At 70.9% G+C, this 16,460-nt stretch carries 17 protein-coding genes; 8 read left to right on the top strand and 9 right to left on the bottom strand.

The annotated features are described in order from the left end of the window. Positions 1 to 2: 2 nt before the first annotated feature. Entirely contained in the window at positions 3 to 842 is an 840-nt protein-coding gene (locus WBK31_RS26910) for a LysR family transcriptional regulator (protein WP_364069934.1), read from the bottom strand. 87 nt (positions 843 to 929) lie between these two features. Between WBK31_RS26910 and metE the strand changes: the two genes are divergently transcribed. Then, on the top strand, positions 930 to 3,089 hold the full coding sequence (gene metE, locus WBK31_RS26915) for a 5-methyltetrahydropteroyltriglutamate--homocysteine S-methyltransferase (protein ID WP_406673375.1): 2,160 nt from the start codon (positions 930 to 932) through the stop codon (positions 3,087 to 3,089). Positions 3,090 to 3,136: 47 nt separating this feature from the next. Here metE and WBK31_RS26920 read toward each other — a convergent pair whose 3' ends face one another. Further along, positions 3,137 to 4,093 (bottom strand): BadF/BadG/BcrA/BcrD ATPase family protein, encoded by a 957-nt coding sequence (locus WBK31_RS26920; protein WP_364069812.1) that lies wholly within the window; start codon positions 4,091 to 4,093, stop codon positions 3,137 to 3,139. 79 nt (positions 4,094 to 4,172) lie between these two features. Here WBK31_RS26920 and WBK31_RS26925 point away from each other — a divergent pair, with 79 nt between their 5' ends. The 5 genes from WBK31_RS26925 to WBK31_RS26945 all read left to right on the top strand — a co-directional run bounded on the left by WBK31_RS26925 (position 4,173) and on the right by WBK31_RS26945 (position 8,430). Continuing rightward, positions 4,173 to 4,484, top strand: coding sequence for a MurR/RpiR family transcriptional regulator (locus WBK31_RS26925; protein WP_406673376.1), 312 nt, complete (start codon positions 4,173 to 4,175; stop codon positions 4,482 to 4,484). Next, positions 4,484 to 5,041 (top strand): MurR/RpiR family transcriptional regulator, encoded by a 558-nt coding sequence (locus tag WBK31_RS26930; protein WP_406673377.1) that lies wholly within the window; start codon positions 4,484 to 4,486, stop codon positions 5,039 to 5,041. Before WBK31_RS26925 ends, WBK31_RS26930 begins: the two co-directional genes overlap by 1 nt. 126 nt (positions 5,042 to 5,167) lie before the next feature. After that, the gene (ngcE, locus tag WBK31_RS26935; protein ID WP_364069814.1) at positions 5,168 to 6,601 is read left to right on the top strand and encodes an N-acetylglucosamine/diacetylchitobiose ABC transporter substrate-binding protein; all 1,434 of its coding nucleotides are present in this window, start codon (positions 5,168 to 5,170) and stop codon (positions 6,599 to 6,601) included. Continuing rightward, positions 6,601 to 7,512 carry a carbohydrate ABC transporter permease gene (locus tag WBK31_RS26940; protein WP_406673378.1) on the top strand — a complete coding sequence of 304 codons (912 nt, stop codon included), beginning with the start codon at positions 6,601 to 6,603 and terminating at the stop codon, positions 7,510 to 7,512. The genes ngcE and WBK31_RS26940 overlap by 1 nt, the downstream gene beginning before the upstream one ends. Before the next feature lie 9 nt (positions 7,513 to 7,521). Then, positions 7,522 to 8,430 (top strand): carbohydrate ABC transporter permease, encoded by a 909-nt coding sequence (locus WBK31_RS26945; protein ID WP_406673379.1) that lies wholly within the window; start codon positions 7,522 to 7,524, stop codon positions 8,428 to 8,430. A gap of 240 nt (positions 8,431 to 8,670) precedes the next feature. Here WBK31_RS26945 and WBK31_RS26950 read toward each other — a convergent pair whose 3' ends face one another. Next, a complete protein-coding gene (locus WBK31_RS26950) occupies positions 8,671 to 8,973 on the bottom strand; it encodes a hypothetical protein (RefSeq protein ID WP_364069820.1) in 303 nt (100 codons plus the stop codon). Positions 8,974 to 9,083: 110 nt separating this feature from the next. Between WBK31_RS26950 and WBK31_RS26955 the strand changes: the two genes are divergently transcribed. Next, on the top strand, positions 9,084 to 9,560 hold the full coding sequence (locus tag WBK31_RS26955) for a winged helix-turn-helix domain-containing protein (protein ID WP_364069822.1): 477 nt from the start codon (positions 9,084 to 9,086) through the stop codon (positions 9,558 to 9,560). A 41-nt stretch (positions 9,561 to 9,601) separates the two neighbouring features. Further along, positions 9,602 to 10,084: a GntR family transcriptional regulator gene (locus WBK31_RS26960; RefSeq protein ID WP_364069824.1), complete on the top strand. Its 483-nt coding sequence runs from the start codon at positions 9,602 to 9,604 to the stop codon at positions 10,082 to 10,084. On the opposite strand, the gene WBK31_RS26965 is transcribed toward WBK31_RS26960, so the two are convergent. The 6 genes from WBK31_RS26965 to WBK31_RS26990 all read right to left on the bottom strand — a co-directional run bounded on the left by WBK31_RS26965 (position 10,081) and on the right by WBK31_RS26990 (position 16,396). Continuing rightward, positions 10,081 to 10,908 carry a carbohydrate ABC transporter permease gene (locus WBK31_RS26965; protein ID WP_364069826.1) on the bottom strand — a complete coding sequence of 276 codons (828 nt, stop codon included), beginning with the start codon at positions 10,906 to 10,908 and terminating at the stop codon, positions 10,081 to 10,083. The genes WBK31_RS26960 and WBK31_RS26965 overlap by 4 nt on opposite strands. Then, positions 10,905 to 11,789 (bottom strand): sugar ABC transporter permease, encoded by an 885-nt coding sequence (locus tag WBK31_RS26970; RefSeq protein WP_364069828.1) that lies wholly within the window; start codon positions 11,787 to 11,789, stop codon positions 10,905 to 10,907. The genes WBK31_RS26965 and WBK31_RS26970 overlap by 4 nt, the downstream gene beginning before the upstream one ends. Further along, on the bottom strand, positions 11,790 to 13,043 hold the full coding sequence (locus WBK31_RS26975; protein WP_364069830.1) for an extracellular solute-binding protein: 1,254 nt from the start codon (positions 13,041 to 13,043) through the stop codon (positions 11,790 to 11,792). It lies immediately after the preceding gene. An 85-nt stretch (positions 13,044 to 13,128) separates the two neighbouring features. Next, on the bottom strand, positions 13,129 to 14,427 hold the full coding sequence (locus WBK31_RS26980) for a cellulose binding domain-containing protein (RefSeq protein WP_406673380.1): 1,299 nt from the start codon (positions 14,425 to 14,427) through the stop codon (positions 13,129 to 13,131). Between the two features lie 356 nt (positions 14,428 to 14,783). Next, a complete protein-coding gene (locus WBK31_RS26985; RefSeq protein ID WP_364069834.1) occupies positions 14,784 to 15,530 on the bottom strand; it encodes an SIS domain-containing protein in 747 nt (248 codons plus the stop codon). Further along, positions 15,527 to 16,396, bottom strand: a complete 870-nt coding sequence (locus tag WBK31_RS26990) for a MurR/RpiR family transcriptional regulator (RefSeq protein WP_364069836.1) — start codon at positions 16,394 to 16,396, stop codon at positions 15,527 to 15,529. The genes WBK31_RS26985 and WBK31_RS26990 overlap by 4 nt, the downstream gene beginning before the upstream one ends. Positions 16,397 to 16,460 lie beyond the last annotated feature (64 nt).

The following is a 16,460-nucleotide window of genomic DNA, read 5'->3' on the forward strand; positions in this document are numbered from 1 at the left end:
CGCTATCGAGTCCACAGGGCGTCCTGCACGGCCTGGACGAGGGCCATCAGCTCCGGGGTGACCCGCTCCTTCGACCAGGCCAGCGCGTACGTGATGCGCAGCCCGCCCGCATCCAGCGGCACGAACCGCACGTCGTCGCGCCGGATCGTGCGCACCAGCAGGTGCGGGATGGGCAGCAGCCCGGCGCCGGCCGCCACCAGGTCGAGCGCGGCGGCGAAGTCGTCGTCGCCTGCCAGCCGCGACCTGCCCGGCAGCCCCGGCCAGGGACGGCCGCCCGGAGCCAGCAGCACCTCACCGCCCAGGTCGGCGGCGACCGCGCGGGGCCGCGCCGCCAGCCGGTGCCCGGCGGGCACCGCCAGGTGGTCTACCGTGACGTGGAACCTGACCGCCGTGACGAACTGCGCGGGCGCGGGCGTCGCCAGGATCGCCGCCGACACCTCACCGTTCGCCAAAGCCTGGGCCGCCGCGCCGCGCCCGGCCGGGTGCAGTTCCACGCCGATGGCCGGAGTGCGGTTCGCCAGCCGCCTGACGATCCTTGCCGCCAGCGTGCCGACGAGCGGTGGATAAGCAAGGTGAATGGTCGGCCGGGCCAGCCGGGCCGCTTCGTCGCTGAACGCGCGTACCGCGTCGATCACCTGCTCCGCGTAAGGAAGCAGTGCCTTGCCCTGGGCGGTCAGCCGCACCTCGCGGGCGCTGCGCTCGAACAGCCTGGTACCGGTGGCGCGTTCGAGCCGGGTGACGGCCTGGCTCATGGCCGGCTGGGACATCCCCAGCTCGGCCGCCGCGGCGGAGAAGCTCAGCCGCTCGGCCACCCGCGCGAAGCACTGGATCTCCCTGAGCATAAGCAGCACCAATACATGGTGCATGAGCCGGCGGCTGATCGGCACGATGCCTGCGACCTGATCATTTCTGCGAGGGAGCCGAACCACATGTCACCGACCCCTGTCTTCCCCACGTCCACCGTGCTCGGGTACCCGAGGATCGGGCCGCGCAGGGAGCTGAAGCGGGCGCTGGAGTCGTACTGGGCCGGGCGGTCGAGCCGCGCCGAGCTCGACCGGGTGGGCGCCGAGCTGCGCGAGCGCACCTGGCGGCGGCTGGCCGAGCTGGGCCTGGAAGGGCTGCCGTCCAACACGTTCTCGCTGTACGACCACGTGCTGGACACGGCGGTGCTGCTCGGCGCGGTGCCCAAGCGGTACCGCGACGCCGCCGACCCCTATTTCGCGATGGCGAGGGGCACCGACGAGCTGGCGCCGCTGCGGATGACGAAGTGGTTCGACACGAACTACCACTACCTCGTGCCCGAGATCGGGCCGGAGACGGTGTTCGAGCTGAACGCGGCCAAGCCGCTCGGCGAGGTGCGCCAGGCGCGGGCGCTCGGCTACGAGACGCGGCCCGTGGTGCTGGGGCCGGTGACGTTCCTGCTGCTCGCCGGGGCGCTGGAGCGGCTGGACGACGTGCTCGGCCCGTACGAGGAGCTGCTTTCTGCGCTGGCCGCCGAAGGCGTCGCCTGGGTGCAGCTCGACGAGCCCGCGCTGGTCTGCGACCGCACGCCGGAGGAGCTGGCGGCGGTGCGGCGGGCGTACGAGCGGCTGGGCGCGGCGGCGGCGCGGCCCGCGCTGTTCGTGGCCTCCTACTTCGGCGACCTCGGTGAGGCGCTGCCGGTGCTGGCCGGCACGCCCGTGGAGGCCATCGGGCTCGACCTCGTACGCGGCGGGGTGCCCGATGCCGACCTGACCGGCAAGACCGTGGTCGCGGGTGTGGTGTCGGGGCGCGACGTGTGGCGGACCGCACCTGAGCGGGCGCTGGCGGCGCTGTCGGCGGTACGGGCCTCGCGGGTCACCGTGTCCACCTCGTGCTCGCTGCTGCATGTGCCGTACACGCTGGCGGCCGAGCCCGATCTGGATCCGGCGCTGAAGGAGCGGCTGGCCTTCGCCGAGGAGAAGGTGGCCGAGGTGGTGGCGTTCGCCCGGGCCGACCGGCCGGCCGCCGCGCCCGTTCCCGAGACGTCCCTGCCGCCTGCCGGGCCTGTGGCGCACGAGGAGCGGAGTCCGTACCAGGTGCGCGCCGCCGCCCAGGCCGCCCGGCTCGGCCTGCCGCCGCTGCCGGTCACCACGATCGGCTCGTTCCCGCAGACCGGCGAGCTGCGCGCGGCCCGGGCCGCCGTCGCCGCCGGCACGCTCCCCCAGGCGGACTACGAGCGGCGCGTCGAGGCCGAGATCGAACGCGTGATCCGGCTGCAGGAACGGCTCGGGCTGGACGTCCTCGTGCACGGCGAACCGGAGCGCAACGACATGGTGCAGTACTTCGCCGAGCACCTCGACGGGTTCGCGGTCACCAGGAACGGCTGGGTGCAGTCGTACGGGTCGCGCTGCACCCGCCCGCCGATCCTGCACGGCGACGTGTCCCGCCCTGCCCCGATCACCGTGCGCTGGGCGACGTACGCGCAGTCGCTGACCCGCAAGCCGGTCAAGGGCATGCTCACCGGGCCCGTCACGATCACGGCCTGGTCGTTCGTCCGCGACGACCTGCCGCTGCGCGACGTGGTGTTCCAGGTGGCGGACGCGATCAGGGAGGAGGTGCGCGACCTGGAGTCGGCCGGGGTGCGGATCATCCAGGTGGACGAGCCCGCCCTGCGCGAGCTGCTGCCGCTGCGGCGCGCCGCCCAGGGCGACTACCTGGAGTGGGCGGTGGCCGCCTACCGCCGTGCCACGTCGGGGGCGGGCGAGGGCACGCAGATCCACACGCACCTGTGCTATTCCGACGCCGACCAGATCCTCACCGCCATCGACGCCCTCGACGCCGACGTCACCACCATCGAGTCCGCGCGCTCGGGCGGGCGCATCCTCGGCTCGGTCTCCGGGTTCGGGCGCGGGCTCGGGCCCGGCGTGTACGACATCCACTCGCCGCGCGTGCCCTCCGTGGCCGAGGTCGAGTCCCTGCTGCGGCGGGCCGCCGAGGTGCTGCCGGTCGGGCGGATCTGGGTCAACCCGGACTGCGGGCTGAAGACCAGGACGTACGAGGAGGTCGAGGCGTCCCTGGCCAACGTGGTCACCGCCGCCCGCCGCCTCCGCGCCGAACTCCCGGCATAAGGCACCCGCCTGCCGGCCGCGATGGGAAGACGCGCGCGCTCCGGGCGCTAGGCGGGGGCGGTGGTGAAGGCGGTGTGGCGGGAGGCGGCCTCGTCCTCGGTGAGCAGGGGCCGGGCGGCGAGCCAGGCCGCCGCGCCCGCGCCGTCGCCGGCCGTCGCGACCCGCTCCCCCGCCAGCAGCTCCACGACGGCGTCGCGGACGGGACCGTCGCTGGTCAGCACGCTGCCCGCGAGCACCACGGGCCCGGAATCGTGCACCCTGCGCAGGGTGTCCACCAGGTGCCCGGCCGCCCGCCTGGCGATGCCGTCCGCCACCGGGTCGCCCGCCGCGGCGGCCTGGCCGACCAGCGCCGACAGCGCGGCCAGGCGCATGTGGTCGGCCTGCGCCAGCCGTACGATCCGGTCGGCGACCGCACGCGGCGTCGCGGGCCGGTCGGAGCCGAGGAAGTGGCTGATGACGAGCTCGGTCAGCACGTCGCCCCGTGCGGGCTTGCGCCCCTGGTCGAGTGCGGTGACGACCTCCCTGGCGGCCTCGCGCCCGATCCAGAAGCCGGAGCCGAGGTCGCCGAGCAGCCAGCCGAGACCGTCCGCGATCGCCGTCACCTCGAAGTCCGCCACCCGGGTGGCCACCGCGCCCGTCCCCGACAGCAGCAGCGAGCCGTCGGGTTCGGCCGAGCCCGCGGCGTACGCGATGGTCACGTCGCGGACGTAGACCGGCGCGTCGGGGATGCCGTGGGCGGACCAGAGCGCGGCCAGCTCGGGCGCCATCTCGGGGGTGCGCCCGGCGACGCCGGCGAGCGAGGCGACGACGCGCCCGCCGTCAAGCGGGCCCAGGGCCTGGTTCAGCGCCGAGCCGATCGCCGCGACGGCCTTGGCGAGCCCGTGGGCGCTCGGGTTGCCCGCGGACGCCCGCGCGTACCCCACCCTCCGGCCGTCGAGCGTGTGCACGGAGACCCGCGTGGAGGTGGCACCGGCATCGACACCGACCACTAGCGATTCAGTCACGGTCCGAGTCTGGGGGTTGACGCGACCGATAAGCAAGAATAATTTTCGCCAGAAGACCGGGTATTCGGAAGGAATATTCGTGACTTCAGGAGCGCTCGGGCGCGTCGAGACGGAACTACCCGGCTTGCCGGAGGCCTTACGCAGGGTCGGCGAGGTGATACTCGGCGATCCGGCCGAGGCCGCGCGGTCGACCATCATCGCGCTGGCCGAACGCGCCGGCAGCTCGCCCGCCACCGTGACCAGGTTCTGCCGGGCCTTCGGGTTCTCCGGCTACGCCGAACTGCGGGTGGCGCTGGCCACCGAGACCGGCAGGGCGGCGCAGGCCGGCTGGGCGCGGGCGTCGGCCACGAGATCGGCCCCGACGACCCGCTCGACACGGCCATCGAAGTGATGGCCGCCGCCGACACCCGGCTCATCCAGGACACCGCGGCCCAGCTCGACCTCGACGTGGTCGCCCGGGTGGCCGACGCGATCGTGGCCGCGCCGCGCGTGCTCCTGGTCGGCGTCTCCACCAGCGGCGACGTCGCGACGATGCTCGAAGGGCGGCTGCGCCGCATCGGCATCCCCGGCTGGAGCGCGGGCGACGCCCATGTGGCGCTGTCGGAGGCGGCGCTGATGAAGGAGGGCGACGTCGCCATCGGCATCAGCCACCGGGGGCGCACCCGGGAGGTCATGGAGGCGCTCGCCGAGGCGGGCAGCCACGGGGCGCTGACGGTCGCCGTCACCTCCTTCGCCCGGTCTCCGCTGGCCGAGCTGGCCGACCTGGTGCTGACCACGGCGAGCAGGGAGACCACGTTCAGGCTCGGCGGGCTCGCGGCGGTGCACTCGCAGCTCTTCGTGCTGGACGCGGTGTACGTGGCCGTGGCGCAACGCACGTACGAGCGGACCAACGAGGCGTTCGAGCGCACGATCAGCGCCGTCGAAGGCCACCGGGTGGAGAGAGGCTGAATGACGTTTCCCGAGCGAGGCCGCCCCGGGCGGGCGTCCTGGCCCACTCTCCGGCGATCATCACGGACCTCGCATCCGCGCGGGGCTCCATCACTGCGGACCACGAAAGGTCAGGAGTAGTCCACCATGCCTCACACCCCCCGAAACAGCGGAAACACTCCCGGAATCAGCAGGCGCGAGCTGCTTCGCGGCGCGGCGCTCGTGCCCGTCGCGGGCGCGCTGGCCGCCTGCGCCACCCCGGCCGCCCCGCCGGCCTCCTCCAGCTCGGCCGCACCGGCGGCGACCAGCGCGTCGAACCCGTTCGGCGTGGCGAGCGACAAGCCGCTCGAGGTGTGGATCTTCGACGGCGGCTTCGGCCAGGAGTACGCCACGAAGATCCATCAGCCGCTGTTCGCGTCGAAGTACCCGGGCGTCGAGATCAAGCACAACGCCACCAAGGAGATCACCAAGGTCCTGCAGCCGCGCTTCGCCGGCGGCAACCCGCCCGAGGTCATCGACAACTCGGGGGCGAACTTCATGGACTTCGGCGCGCTCTCCCAGGACGGCCAGCTTCAGGACCTCACCCCGCTGCTCGACGCGCCGAGCTGGGACGACCCGAACGTCAAGGTCCGCGACACCATCGACCAGTCGGTGATCGACCTCGGCACGTACGACGGCAAGTTCAGCGTGCTGGGCTACGTCAACTACATCCACGGCATCTGGTACTCGCAGAAGGTGTTCAGGGAGAACGGCTGGGAGGTCCCGAAGACCTGGGACGAGTTCATCCAGCTCTGCGAGACCATCAAGAAGTCCGGCAAGATGGCGCCCTTCACCTACGCCGGCAAGTTCCCGCAGTACCTGTACGAGCCGCTGCTCACCATGGCCGCCAAGATCGGCGGCAACGAGGTGCTGGTGAACATCGACAACCTCGAGGACGGCGCCTGGACCGCCGAGGCGATGAAGACCGCGGCCGAGGCGTGGGCCGAGGTGGGCGCGAAGTACCTCATGCAGGGCACGACCGGCCTCGACCACGTGCAGACGCAGACCGCCCAGAACAAGTACAAGGTGGCCATGCTGCCGTCCGGCTCGTGGCTGGAGAACGAGCAGAAGACCACCACGCCGCCCGACTTCGAGTACGGGATGTTCCCCATCCCCGACGTCACCGGCTCCGACAAGATGCCCTACGGCACCCTGCACACCCAGCCGGGCGAGAACTTCATCGTCTCGGCCAAGAGCCCGCACCCGCAGGCGGGCATGGAGTACCTGCGGGCCATGCTGTCGAAGAAGGCGGCCGGCGAGTTCAGCGAGCTGGTGCGCACGCTGACCGTGGTCAAGGGCGCCACCGAGGGCCTCGACATCTCCCCCGGCGTCACCAGCGCCTCGAAGGCGGTCGCCGACGCCGGTGACAACACGGTCTACTACCGCTGGCACAACTGGTACGGCCCGCTCAAGGACGAGGCCATCGCCGCCACCGGCGAGCTGATGTCCGGCAACATCACCGCCGACAAGTACCTCGAACGCATCCAGAAGAAGGCCGACGAGATCAAGAACGACTCCTCGATCAAGAAGTACACGCGCTGATGTCGTTCAACCGGTATCGCCGCGGGCTGTTCATCACCTCGTTCCTGGCAGCCCCGGTGATTCTCTACCTGGTGTACGTGATCGCCCCGTACGTCCAGGCGTTCTACATCGCGATGACGGACTGGCGCGGCGTGACGGCGACGCCCAGGTTCATCGGCCTGGAGAACTTCCAGCGCCTGTTCGGCGACACCGCGTTCTGGAAGGCGGTCACCCACAACGCCGCGCTGCTCGTGCTGCTGCCGCTGATCACGATCGTCATCGCGCTGTTCTTCGCGTTCCTGCTGAACGTGGGCGGCCGCAACGGGGTGGCCAGCATCAGGGGCTCGAAGTTCTACCGGGTGGTCTTCTTCTTCCCGCAGGTGCTCGCCGTGGCCGTGGTCGCGGTGCTGTTCCAGCAGGTGTTCCGGCCGGACGGCAGCGGCATGCTGAACGGGCCGCTGATGGCGCTCGGGCTCGAGCCCATCGGATTCCTGTCCGACCCGGACATCGCGTTCTGGTCGGTGCTGAGCGTCATGGTGTGGCAGGCGGTCGGCTTCTACGTCGTGCTGTTCTCCGCGGGCCTGGCGAGCATCCCGCGGGACATGTTCGAGGCGGCGCAGATCGACGGCGCCAACCGGTTCAGCCTGTTCTTCCGCATCACGCTGCCGCTGCTGTGGGACACCGTGCAGGTCGCCTGGGTCTATCTCGGCATCCTCGCGCTGGACGTCTTCGCCATCGTCTGGGTGATGACGCTCCAGCACGGCGGCCCCGACCGTTCGACGACGGTCATGGCGGCCGAGATCTACCGCAACGCCTTCGAGTACTTCCGCTTCGGCTATGCCTCGGCTCTGGGCGTGGTGATGTTCTTCTTCACGGTCGGCTTCGCGATCCTGTCGCTGCGGCTGTCCCGGCGCGAACGAATCGAGTACTAGATGACGACGATGATCTCGTTGACCGCGGCCACCTCGCGCAAGCTGGCCCGCGAAGAGCGCCGCCGCCGGCTGGGGCCGCTCGGGGTGCTGACGCACCTGGCCCTGCTCATCTGGACGCTGCTGGTGATCATCCCGATCCTGTGGACGTTCCTGGCCTCGGTCAAGAGCGAGGACGAGATCTTCGGCGACGCGTGGTCGCTGCCGGCCACGCTGCGCTGGGACAACTTCGCGCGGGCCTGGGAGCAGGCGCACATCGGGCAGTACATGCTCAACAGCGTCATCGTGGTGTCGTTCAGTACGTTCGGCACGATGCTCGTCGGGTCGATGGCGGCGTACGTGCTGGCCCGGTATCCCTTCCGCGGCAACCGGGCCATCTACCTGCTGTTCGTCTCGGGCCTGGCGTTCCCCGTCTATCTCGCGCTGACGCCGCTGTTCTTCGTCGTGCAGAACATGGGCAACATCCCCGTGATCGGGCCGTTCATCGGGCTGAACACGCACGCGGGGGTGGTGCTCGTCTACATCGCGTACTCGCTGCCGTTCACGGTGTTCTTCCTGTCGGCGTTCTTCAGGACGCTGCCGACCGCCGTGGGCGAGGCCGCGATGGTGGACGGGGCCTCGCACACGCGGGTCTTCTTCCAGATCATGCTGCCGATGGCCCGGCCCGGGATCATCAGCATCACGATCTTCAACGTGCTGGGCCAGTGGAACCAGTACCAGCTTCCGCTGATCCTGCTCCAGGAGCGGGACAAGTGGGTGCTGACGATGGGCATCGCCGACATCTCCACCGCCGCCGGCTACGACCAGGACTGGTCCGCCCTGTTCGCCGCTCTCACCCTGGCCATCCTGCCCATGCTGATCGTCTACACGGTCTTCCAGCGGCAGATCCAAGCCGGCCTCACCACCGGCGCGCTCAAGTAGCCCGCCGGCGATCGGCACCGGCCCTGCCGCCGACATGGTCGGGGCGGGGCCGGGCCACACGATGGGCCCGGCCCCGCCCGCCCCGCCATGCCGCACTCCGCCGGGGCGCAGGCCGTGGTCTGGCACCGGTGCGCCAGTTTCGGGCCCGACCCGGCCCGCCCCGGCCCCCCAAGTTCCGGCATGGCGGCCTCCCCGGCCGCTACTTCCCCGCGCCGGCGACGCGCGTAGTCGCCGGCTGCCTCACCTGGCCTCTCCCGACAGGATCTGCTTCCAGATCGCCAAGGTGACGGCGCGGCGGCCGCGGGCGGCCTCGTCGACGAAGACCGCGTTCTCGTGCCTGCGGGTCCTGCGGATGAAGCTCTCGCCGCCGTACTCGCACAGCTCGTAGGTGATCGACTGGTACGAGCACGTGTAGTCGCGTACCCGTACGGACCGGCCCATGGGACGGATCGGCGTCCACGTGAGCTTCTTGTAGCCCTCGTTGGCCGGCGGGAGGTGCACCGACAGACATTCCTCGTCGTCGGGGCTCGGGCAGATCGTCATGCGCACACCATATCTCTGGTCGTACACGCTCGTCTGCTTGCACAAGCACATCTGTCTAAGAAGACAGAGCGATATGGGCGCTCTTGCGGTGATTGGCCTATGTTGCCGATGTGCTCGACTACGAAGGCGACACACACGTCTACATTCAGATCGCCAACATCCTCAGGGAGCGGCTGAAGGGTCTCTCGCCGGGCGACCCGGTGCCGAGCGAGGCCGACATCCAGTACGAGTTCGGCGTCGCCAGGACCACGGCCCGGCGCGCGATCCGCGTGCTGCGCGAGGAAGGGCTCATCTACACCGTCCAGGGCGAGGGCGCCTTCGTCGGCCCGCCCGCGGGCGGCCTGCGCAAGAAGCGCAAGACGCCGCTCTACCAGCAGATCGCCACGGAGATCGCCGCCGGCATCAAGCAGGGCCGCTACCGCCCGAGGCGTCCCATTCCCGGCGAGTCGGCGCTGGTGAAGCAGCACGACGTGGCGCGCGAGACCGTGCGCAGGGCGATGGCGCTGCTGCGCGAGCAGGGCTGGATCTACACGGTGCCGCAGCGGGGCAGCTACGTCTCGCCCGAGGAGAAGTGGCCGAAGGACTGATCATGGCCGCCTCGGCGTAGGCGGGCGTCTACGATGCGAGCATGCTCGACCGCGACGGTCCCGTACCCCTGTATGTCCAGGTCGCCGAGGTGCTGGGCGAGCGCATCGCCTGCGGCGAGTTCCGGGTGGGCGAGGCGCTGCCGAGCGAGACGGCGCTCGAGGAGGAGTTCGGCATCGGGCGCACGACCGCCCGCAACGCCGCCCGCGAGCTGCGCAGGCGCGGGCTGGCCCACACCGTGCGCGGCGAGGGCACGTTCGTCGGCCCTCCCGGCGTGCCCAGGGTGAAGCCGAGCAGGGCGCTGTACGTGCCGATCGCGGCGGCGGTGGCTCGCAGGATCGCGCGCGGCGAGCTGCGGCCCGGCCGGCCGATCCCCGACGCGGGCACGCTGATGCGCCACTACGGCGTGGCCAGGGTCACCGCCAGGCAGGCCGTGGCGCTGCTGGTGCGCCAGGGGTGGGCGGTCGCGACGCCCCCGCGCGGCGCCCGCGTCGCCGACCCCTCGTCCTGGCCCCGCGACGCCTAGCCCTTGACGGCGCCCGCCGTCATCCCCGTGCCCACGTTGCGCTGCAGGAAGAGGAAGAGCAGCAGCGCGGGCAGCGCGAACAGACTCGCGGCGGCCATGGTGGCGCCCCAGTCGGTGCCGAAGACGTCCCTGAACGACGACAGCCACACCGGCAGCGTCCGCTTGTCCTGGGCCTTGATGATGAGCACGTTCACGAACGCGAACTCGTTCCACGCCGTGATGAACCCGAACAGCGAGGTCGCCATCAGGCCGGGCGCGAGCAGCGGGAACACCACGCGGCGGAAGGCCGTCATGCGGCCGCATCCGTCCACCTGCGCGGCCTCTTCAAGCTCGGGCGGGATCGCGGCCAGGAAGCCGCGCAGCGTCACGATGGTGAACGGCAGCGTGACCATGAAGTACACACCGGTCAGCATGGCGAGCGAGTCGAGCAGGTCGGTGTCGCGGGCGATGATGAACACCGGCACGAGCAGCGCCTCCCACGGCGCCATCTGCGCGGCGAAGACCGCGATCACGAACGGCCCGCGCCCCCGCCAGTTCATCCTGGCCACCGCGAACGCCGCCATCAGCGCCACCACCAGCGCGAGCAGCACCGCGCCCGCCGTCACCAGCAGGCTGTTGCGCAGGTACGTCGAGAACCCCGGCGCGTTGACGGCGGTGACGAAGTGCTCGAGCGTCGGGTTCGCGGGCCAGAACGTGGGCGTTGCCGACTGGATGTCGCGGGTGGGCTTGAAGGCGGTCAGGAACATCCAGTAGACGGGGAAGATCGTGGTCACCAGCACGACGACGGCCGCCGTGTTGAGCAGGATCCTTCTGGCGAGTCTCATGAGCGCACCATCCGGCGCAGGTTGCTGATCAGGGCGAAGGCGAGCAGGATCACCAGCAGGATCGCCACCGCCGAGCCGAGGTCGTAGCGGTGCAGCGCTCTGGCGATCTTGAACGCGTAGACGGGCAGGGTGGTCGTGGCGTCGCCCGGCCCGCCCTGGCTGAGCACCCAGATCTGCGGGAAGCACTTGGCCACCCAGATCACCTCAAGGGCGGTGATCAGCGCGAACAGCGGCCGCAGCATGGGGAAGGTGACGCTGCGGAACACCTGCCAGCCGGTGCCGCCGTCGATCCTGGCCGACTCGAACAGCTCGTTCGGGATCGTGGTGAGCCCGGCGTACAGGGTGAGCGCGGCGAACGGTACCGACTGCCAGACCACCAGCACGACGAGGACGGCGAACGTGGCGGTGCCGTCGGCGAACCACGTGTAGCCCTCGAAGGACTCGAAGCCCAGCGTGACCAGCAGCCAGTTGACGATGCCCAGCTCCGACTGGAACAGCCACTGGAACACCGTGGTCGCCGCGATGATCGGCATGGCCCAGGCCAGCGCGAGCGCGCTCATCAGCGCCAGGCGCAGGCCGCGCCGCAGGTGCTGGAGCATGAGCGCGACGCCGGTGGAGATGCCGACGATGAGCACCACGTTGATGGCCGTCCACACCGCCGTGCGCAGCAGCACCTGCCAGAACTGCGGGCCGCTGAGCAGCTCGGCGTAGTTGTCCAGGCCGATGAACGCCGCCCCGCCCCTGATCAGCTCCCCCATGCGGAAGTGCTGGAGCGAGATCAGCAGCGCTCTGAGCAGCGGGTAGAGCAGGAGGAAGGCCCCGCCGGCCACCGTGGGCGCGATGAGCAGGTAGGGCCAGTACGAACGGCTCCTCGACCGCATTCAGGATCCGCTGTTCAGGGTCGTGGTGATCGACTCGGAGACCTTCTTCGCCTCGGCCGCCGGGTCGCCGCCGGTGAGCACGGCGGTCATGTACTGCTTGATCACCGCGGTGGCCTCGACGGCCGCCCAGTTGGGGGTGTTGGGCGTGGCGCGGCCGTTGGCGGCGCCCTTGGCCATGGCGGCGGTGCCCTCGTCGCCGTCGAGCACGGAGGCCAGCGAGGTGCGGTTCGGCACGTAGCTCATGGTCTTGGCGAACTCCTTCTGGAACTCCTCCCCCGCCAGCGTCTTGACCAGCTCGTACGCCTCCTCCTGATGCTGGGACGCGGCCGGGATGATGAGGTCGGAGCCGCCGGTGAAGACGGTGCCGGGCTTGTCGGCCGTCTTGCCGGGGATGGGGAAGAAGCCGATCTTGTCCTTGAGCGAGGCGTCCACCTCCAGCACCCGGGCGGCGGCGCCGGGCACGGCGATGATCTGGGCGACCTTGCCCTGCGCGAACACCTCGTGCTGCGGCGGGTTGGCCTCGTCGGAGTCCTTGGGGCCCTTGCCGAGCGCCTGGAGCCGCTTGTAGAAGTCCATGCCGGCCAGCGCCTGCGGGGTGTCGAGCGCGCCCTTCCACCGGCCGCCCTCCTGGACGGCGAGGTCGCCGCCCTCGTCCCAGATGAAGCCGGCGAGCGCGTACCAGGTCTGGCCGGTCAGGTAGATGCCCTGGACGCCGTCCTTATTGAGCTTCTTGGTGACCTCCAGCCACTCGTCGCGCGTGGTGGGGAGCTTCTTGATCCCGGCCTTGGCGAACAGCTCCTTGTTGTAGACGACCACGCGGTTGGCGGCGTACCACGGGATGCCGTACTGCCTGCCGTCGATGTTGCCCGGCTGCGCGAGACCGGGCACCCAGTCCTCGCCCTTGAGCTCGGCCACCTTGCCGGTCAGGTCGGTCACGCCGCCGCTCGCGCTGTACTGGGCGACCTGGGTGTTGCCCACCTCGATCACGTCGGGGGCGTCGGTGCTGGCCAGGGCGGCGGTGACGCGCTCGCCGATGCCGTCCCACTGCTGGATCTGGATGTCGAGGTCGATGCCCTGGTGCGCGGCCTCGTACTCGGTCTCGAACTTCTTCAGCAGCTCCTCGGTGATGCTGCCGTCCATGATCCAGACGGTGAGCTTCGTGGGGGTGCCCGGCGCGGCCTCCTGCGGCTCCTGAGAGGTGCCGCACGCCGCGAGCGCGAACACGGCCGCCAGAGCCAGGATGCGGTTTCTCATGACGTTCCTTGTCCGGGGCCTCTCGCGAGAGCCCTCTTGCTGGGGGGTGCCCCGCGCCCGCACGCTCGCGGGCGCGGGGTGTCGGTCAAGGGGTGGGAACGGTGTCCTTGAAGGCGGTGCCGGCCGCCCGCAGCTCGGCGACGCGGGCCGACACGGTGGCGGGCGAGACGACCTCGTTCGCGCTGAAGTAGACGTAGTCCACCTGCTGCCGGTACGTGCGCGTCCCGCTCGCGCCCTGGAGATCGATGAACCACTGGTTGAACATGATCCACATGGGTGTCTCGGGATAGTAGTCGCCGCCGTGGTCGGCGAACAGACGTCCGTCCACGTAGTACTTGATCCGGCCGCCGGAAACCTGGATCACCAGGTCGTGCCAGCCGGCGAAGCTCGCCCGCTCCTCGGTGTGGGTGTTCACCGCGAGCCAGGGCTCGTTCCTGTAGGTCTCCCAGCTCGTCGTGTAGAGGATGCTGGACGGCTCGCCCCAGCCGCCGTTCGGCAGGTACTCGAAGTCGAGCTCGCCGTAGTCGGGGTCGAGGTCGTAGCGCAGCGGGGTGATGGTGAAGAACGTCTGCACCACGTGCTCGCCGTCTGGTCCGCTGACGGGGGCGTCGCTGAAGCGCACGCGGGCGGCGTACGTGCCCTCGTGGAACTTGCGCTGGGCGGTGGACAGCTCGGTGTGCACGGTGCCTGCGGCGGTGCCGTCCGTGGAGGAGTCGAGGGTCAGCAGGCCGCCGGGGAACGAGACGGCCGACGGCGACCAGGTCGCGCCGGGCACGCCGGGGCCGCCCGACGCCGAGCGCACGGTCCAGCCGCGCTGCGCGAGCCGCGGGTCCGCCGGTCCGGTGTAGGTGAAGTCGTCGAACAGCTCTCCGGTGCCGCCCGGTTCCTCGGGGTCGGGGTCGGGCTCGGGCTCGGGCTCGGTGCCGTGCGGCGTGCCCCAGGCGAGCTGCCCGTCCACGTAGACGGTGACCTTGTCCCAGTCGGCGTAGGCGGTGTTGGACCCGTACGAGTAGTCGTCGCCCTGCTGGAACGGCTGCCAGTCGGCGCGGTAGAAGCGCAGCTGCATGTCGCCGGTGTCCTGGCCCGGGTTCAGCGTGCCGGAGGTGAAGCCCACCTCCAGGTACTGCTCGCCGCCCTCCTGCGGGGCGAACCTGCCGGTGATCGTGGCGCAGCCGATCACGGCCCAGGAGCAGGCGAAGCGGTAGGTCTCGGTGCCGGTGAGGTAGTAGCGGATCTTGACCTGGCCGAGCGGGATCGCGGTCGTGCCGGTGTTGAACAGGCGCAGCCAGGGCTCGGCCTGGGCGGTGGTGGCGCCGGGGGCGCTGGTGCGGTACTGGAGGCGGACCGCCTGTGCGGCACTGGCGGGGGCGGCGATCAGGGTCACCGCGATGAGGATGGCGGGGAGGGCTAAGGAGAGAAGGCGTTTACCGAAATTTCGGGACATGGGGGGTTCTCCTTGCGGTCGTGCGACTCCCGGAAAAGGCGTTGATCGGGGGATGAGTGGACGGATCGTGGCGCCGGAGGTGCCCCGGGGATGCCCCGATGGCGGGACTCCCGGGTCGGGCGCCGGGCGGTCAGGTGGCGGCGGACGGGTCGGCGGCGGACGGGTCGGCGGCGGACGGTGCGGGCTTCAGGCGGCCCGCGGCGGATACGGCAGGCGGTGGGGTCAGTCGCCGCCGCGGCGGATGCGGCGGGTCGGTGCCATCAGGCGCCGCCGGCGACTACGGCGGGTCGGTGCGGTCAGGCGCCGCGGCGGATGCGGCCCGCGTAACGGGCCTCCAGGGCGAGGTTGTGCTCGTCGCCCTCGGGGACGTTCGCCGACAGGTAGACGGGCGGCACCTCGCCGGCTTCGAGCAGGTTGCGTACGGTCTGCGTGACCACGAGCTGGGCCAGCAGCGCGGAGGTGATCGTGGAGACGGCGCCGGTGGCGCCTCCGCCGGGCAGGGGCAGCACGGCGTCGCCGTAGGGCGCGTGGTTGTCCAGGACGACGTCGGCCAGGTCGGCGAGCTTGCGGCCCGAGGGGTGGCGGGAGGCGACGGCATCGGTGTGCGTGCGCGAGGTGATCGCGACCAGGTCGTGACCGCGCTCCTTGACGAGCGTGGCGAGCTCGACGACGACGCCGTTCACGCCGGAGTTGGAGATGATGACGAACAGGTCCTGCGGCTGCACGGGGGCGAGGTCGAGGATCTTGTGCGCGACGGCGGGGTCGCGTTCGAGGTCGTAGCGGTCCAGCTCGGACTTGGGGGCGTCGCCGTAGCGGACGATGTCCCTGAGCGCGAGCCGGTTGGTGGGCACCAGGCCGCCCGCGCGCCCGGCGATCTCCATGGCGATCGCCTCGGAGTGGCCGGAGCCGAACGCCTGGATGACGCCGCCGGCGGTGAGCGACTTGGTGAACAGGTCGGCGGCGCGGGAGATCTCGGGGTCTTCGGGAATCGTCCGTACGAGGCGGGCGATGTGCTCCACGAAGTCCTGCGGGTTGACTGTCATGTGTCCCTTTCTGGCAGGCGATGTCCGGCCACCGCGCGAACGGTCACGTCGAAAGCCTGCTTCGTCCTCTCATAGGTGCGCTGCGCCACCGACACGTACACGACGTCCAGCACCAGGAGCTGCGAGTGGATCGCGGCGAACCCCTCCGAGCGGAAGCTGGTCGCCCGGCTGGCGGTGGTGAGCACCAGCTCGGCCACCTCGGCGAGCGGCGAGCGCGGGTGCGAGGTGACGGCCACGGTGATCGCGCCGTGGCTGCCCGCCTCCGCCAGCACCTCGATGACCTCGCGCGTCCTGCCGCTGTGCGAGATGCCGATGGCCACGTCGCCCTGGCCGAGCAGCGCCGCGTCGGTCAGCGCGGCGTGCGCGTCGGACCTGCTCCAGGTCGGCACCCGCATGCGCTGCAGGCGGTACTCCATCTCGCTGGCCACGGCCGCGCTGCTCGACACCCCGAAGAGCAGCACCCGCCCGGCCCTGGCCACGGCCTGCGCGACCTTGTCGACCACGGCGAGGTCGAGCTGGTCGCGGGTCTGCTCGATGAGCCGGATGTCGTTGCCGGAGACGACGCGGAGCACGCGGTCGAGGCCGTCGTCGGGCAGGATCTCCTGGCCGATGTCGGTCTCCCACGTGGCCTTCGTCTCCCGGCCCGAGGCGGTGGCGATGGCCACCCGCAGCTCGGCGTACCCGGCGAAGCCGAGCGCGCGGCAGAAGCGGGTGATGGTGGCGGTGGACGTCCCGCTGCGCTCGGCCAGGTCGACGATGGTGAGCCGGTACGCCTCGTCGGGGGCCTCGAGGATGGCCTGGGCCACCTTGCGCAGCGCCTCCGGCATGTCGCCCTGCTCGTTTCTGATGCGGGTCAGGAGGTCCACGCGGTGAAAATTATGCTCAGATCTGCGCTCGGTCAATGGTTCCGGCAATAATTCTTGACATCCG

The organism is Nonomuraea sp. N2-4H (genome assembly GCF_045291505.1).
GTDB classification, from domain to species: domain Bacteria; phylum Actinomycetota; class Actinomycetes; order Streptosporangiales; family Streptosporangiaceae; genus Nonomuraea; species Nonomuraea fastidiosa.

Coding starts and splice junctions, on each gene's coding strand:
- WBK31_RS26940 (WP_406673378.1), top strand. CDS start 6,601: ATGTCGTTCAACCGGTATCGCCGCGGGCTGTTCATCACCTCGTTCCTG.
- WBK31_RS26945 (WP_406673379.1), top strand. CDS start 7,522: ATGATCTCGTTGACCGCGGCCACCTCGCGCAAGCTGGCCCGCGAAGAG.
- WBK31_RS26910 (WP_364069934.1), bottom strand. CDS start 842: ATGCTCAGGGAGATCCAGTGCTTCGCGCGGGTGGCCGAGCGGCTGAGC.
- WBK31_RS26970 (WP_364069828.1), bottom strand. CDS start 11,789: ATGCGGTCGAGGAGCCGTTCGTACTGGCCCTACCTGCTCATCGCGCCC.
- WBK31_RS26960 (WP_364069824.1), top strand. CDS start 9,602: ATGCTCGACCGCGACGGTCCCGTACCCCTGTATGTCCAGGTCGCCGAG.
- WBK31_RS26985 (WP_364069834.1), bottom strand. CDS start 15,530: ATGACAGTCAACCCGCAGGACTTCGTGGAGCACATCGCCCGCCTCGTA.
- WBK31_RS26965 (WP_364069826.1), bottom strand. CDS start 10,908: ATGAGACTCGCCAGAAGGATCCTGCTCAACACGGCGGCCGTCGTCGTG.
- metE (WP_406673375.1), top strand. CDS start 930: ATGTCACCGACCCCTGTCTTCCCCACGTCCACCGTGCTCGGGTACCCG.
- ngcE (WP_364069814.1), top strand. CDS start 5,168: ATGCCTCACACCCCCCGAAACAGCGGAAACACTCCCGGAATCAGCAGG.
- WBK31_RS26950 (WP_364069820.1), bottom strand. CDS start 8,973: ATGACGATCTGCCCGAGCCCCGACGACGAGGAATGTCTGTCGGTGCAC.
- WBK31_RS26975 (WP_364069830.1), bottom strand. CDS start 13,043: ATGAGAAACCGCATCCTGGCTCTGGCGGCCGTGTTCGCGCTCGCGGCG.
- WBK31_RS26930 (WP_406673377.1), top strand. CDS start 4,484: ATGGCCGCCGCCGACACCCGGCTCATCCAGGACACCGCGGCCCAGCTC.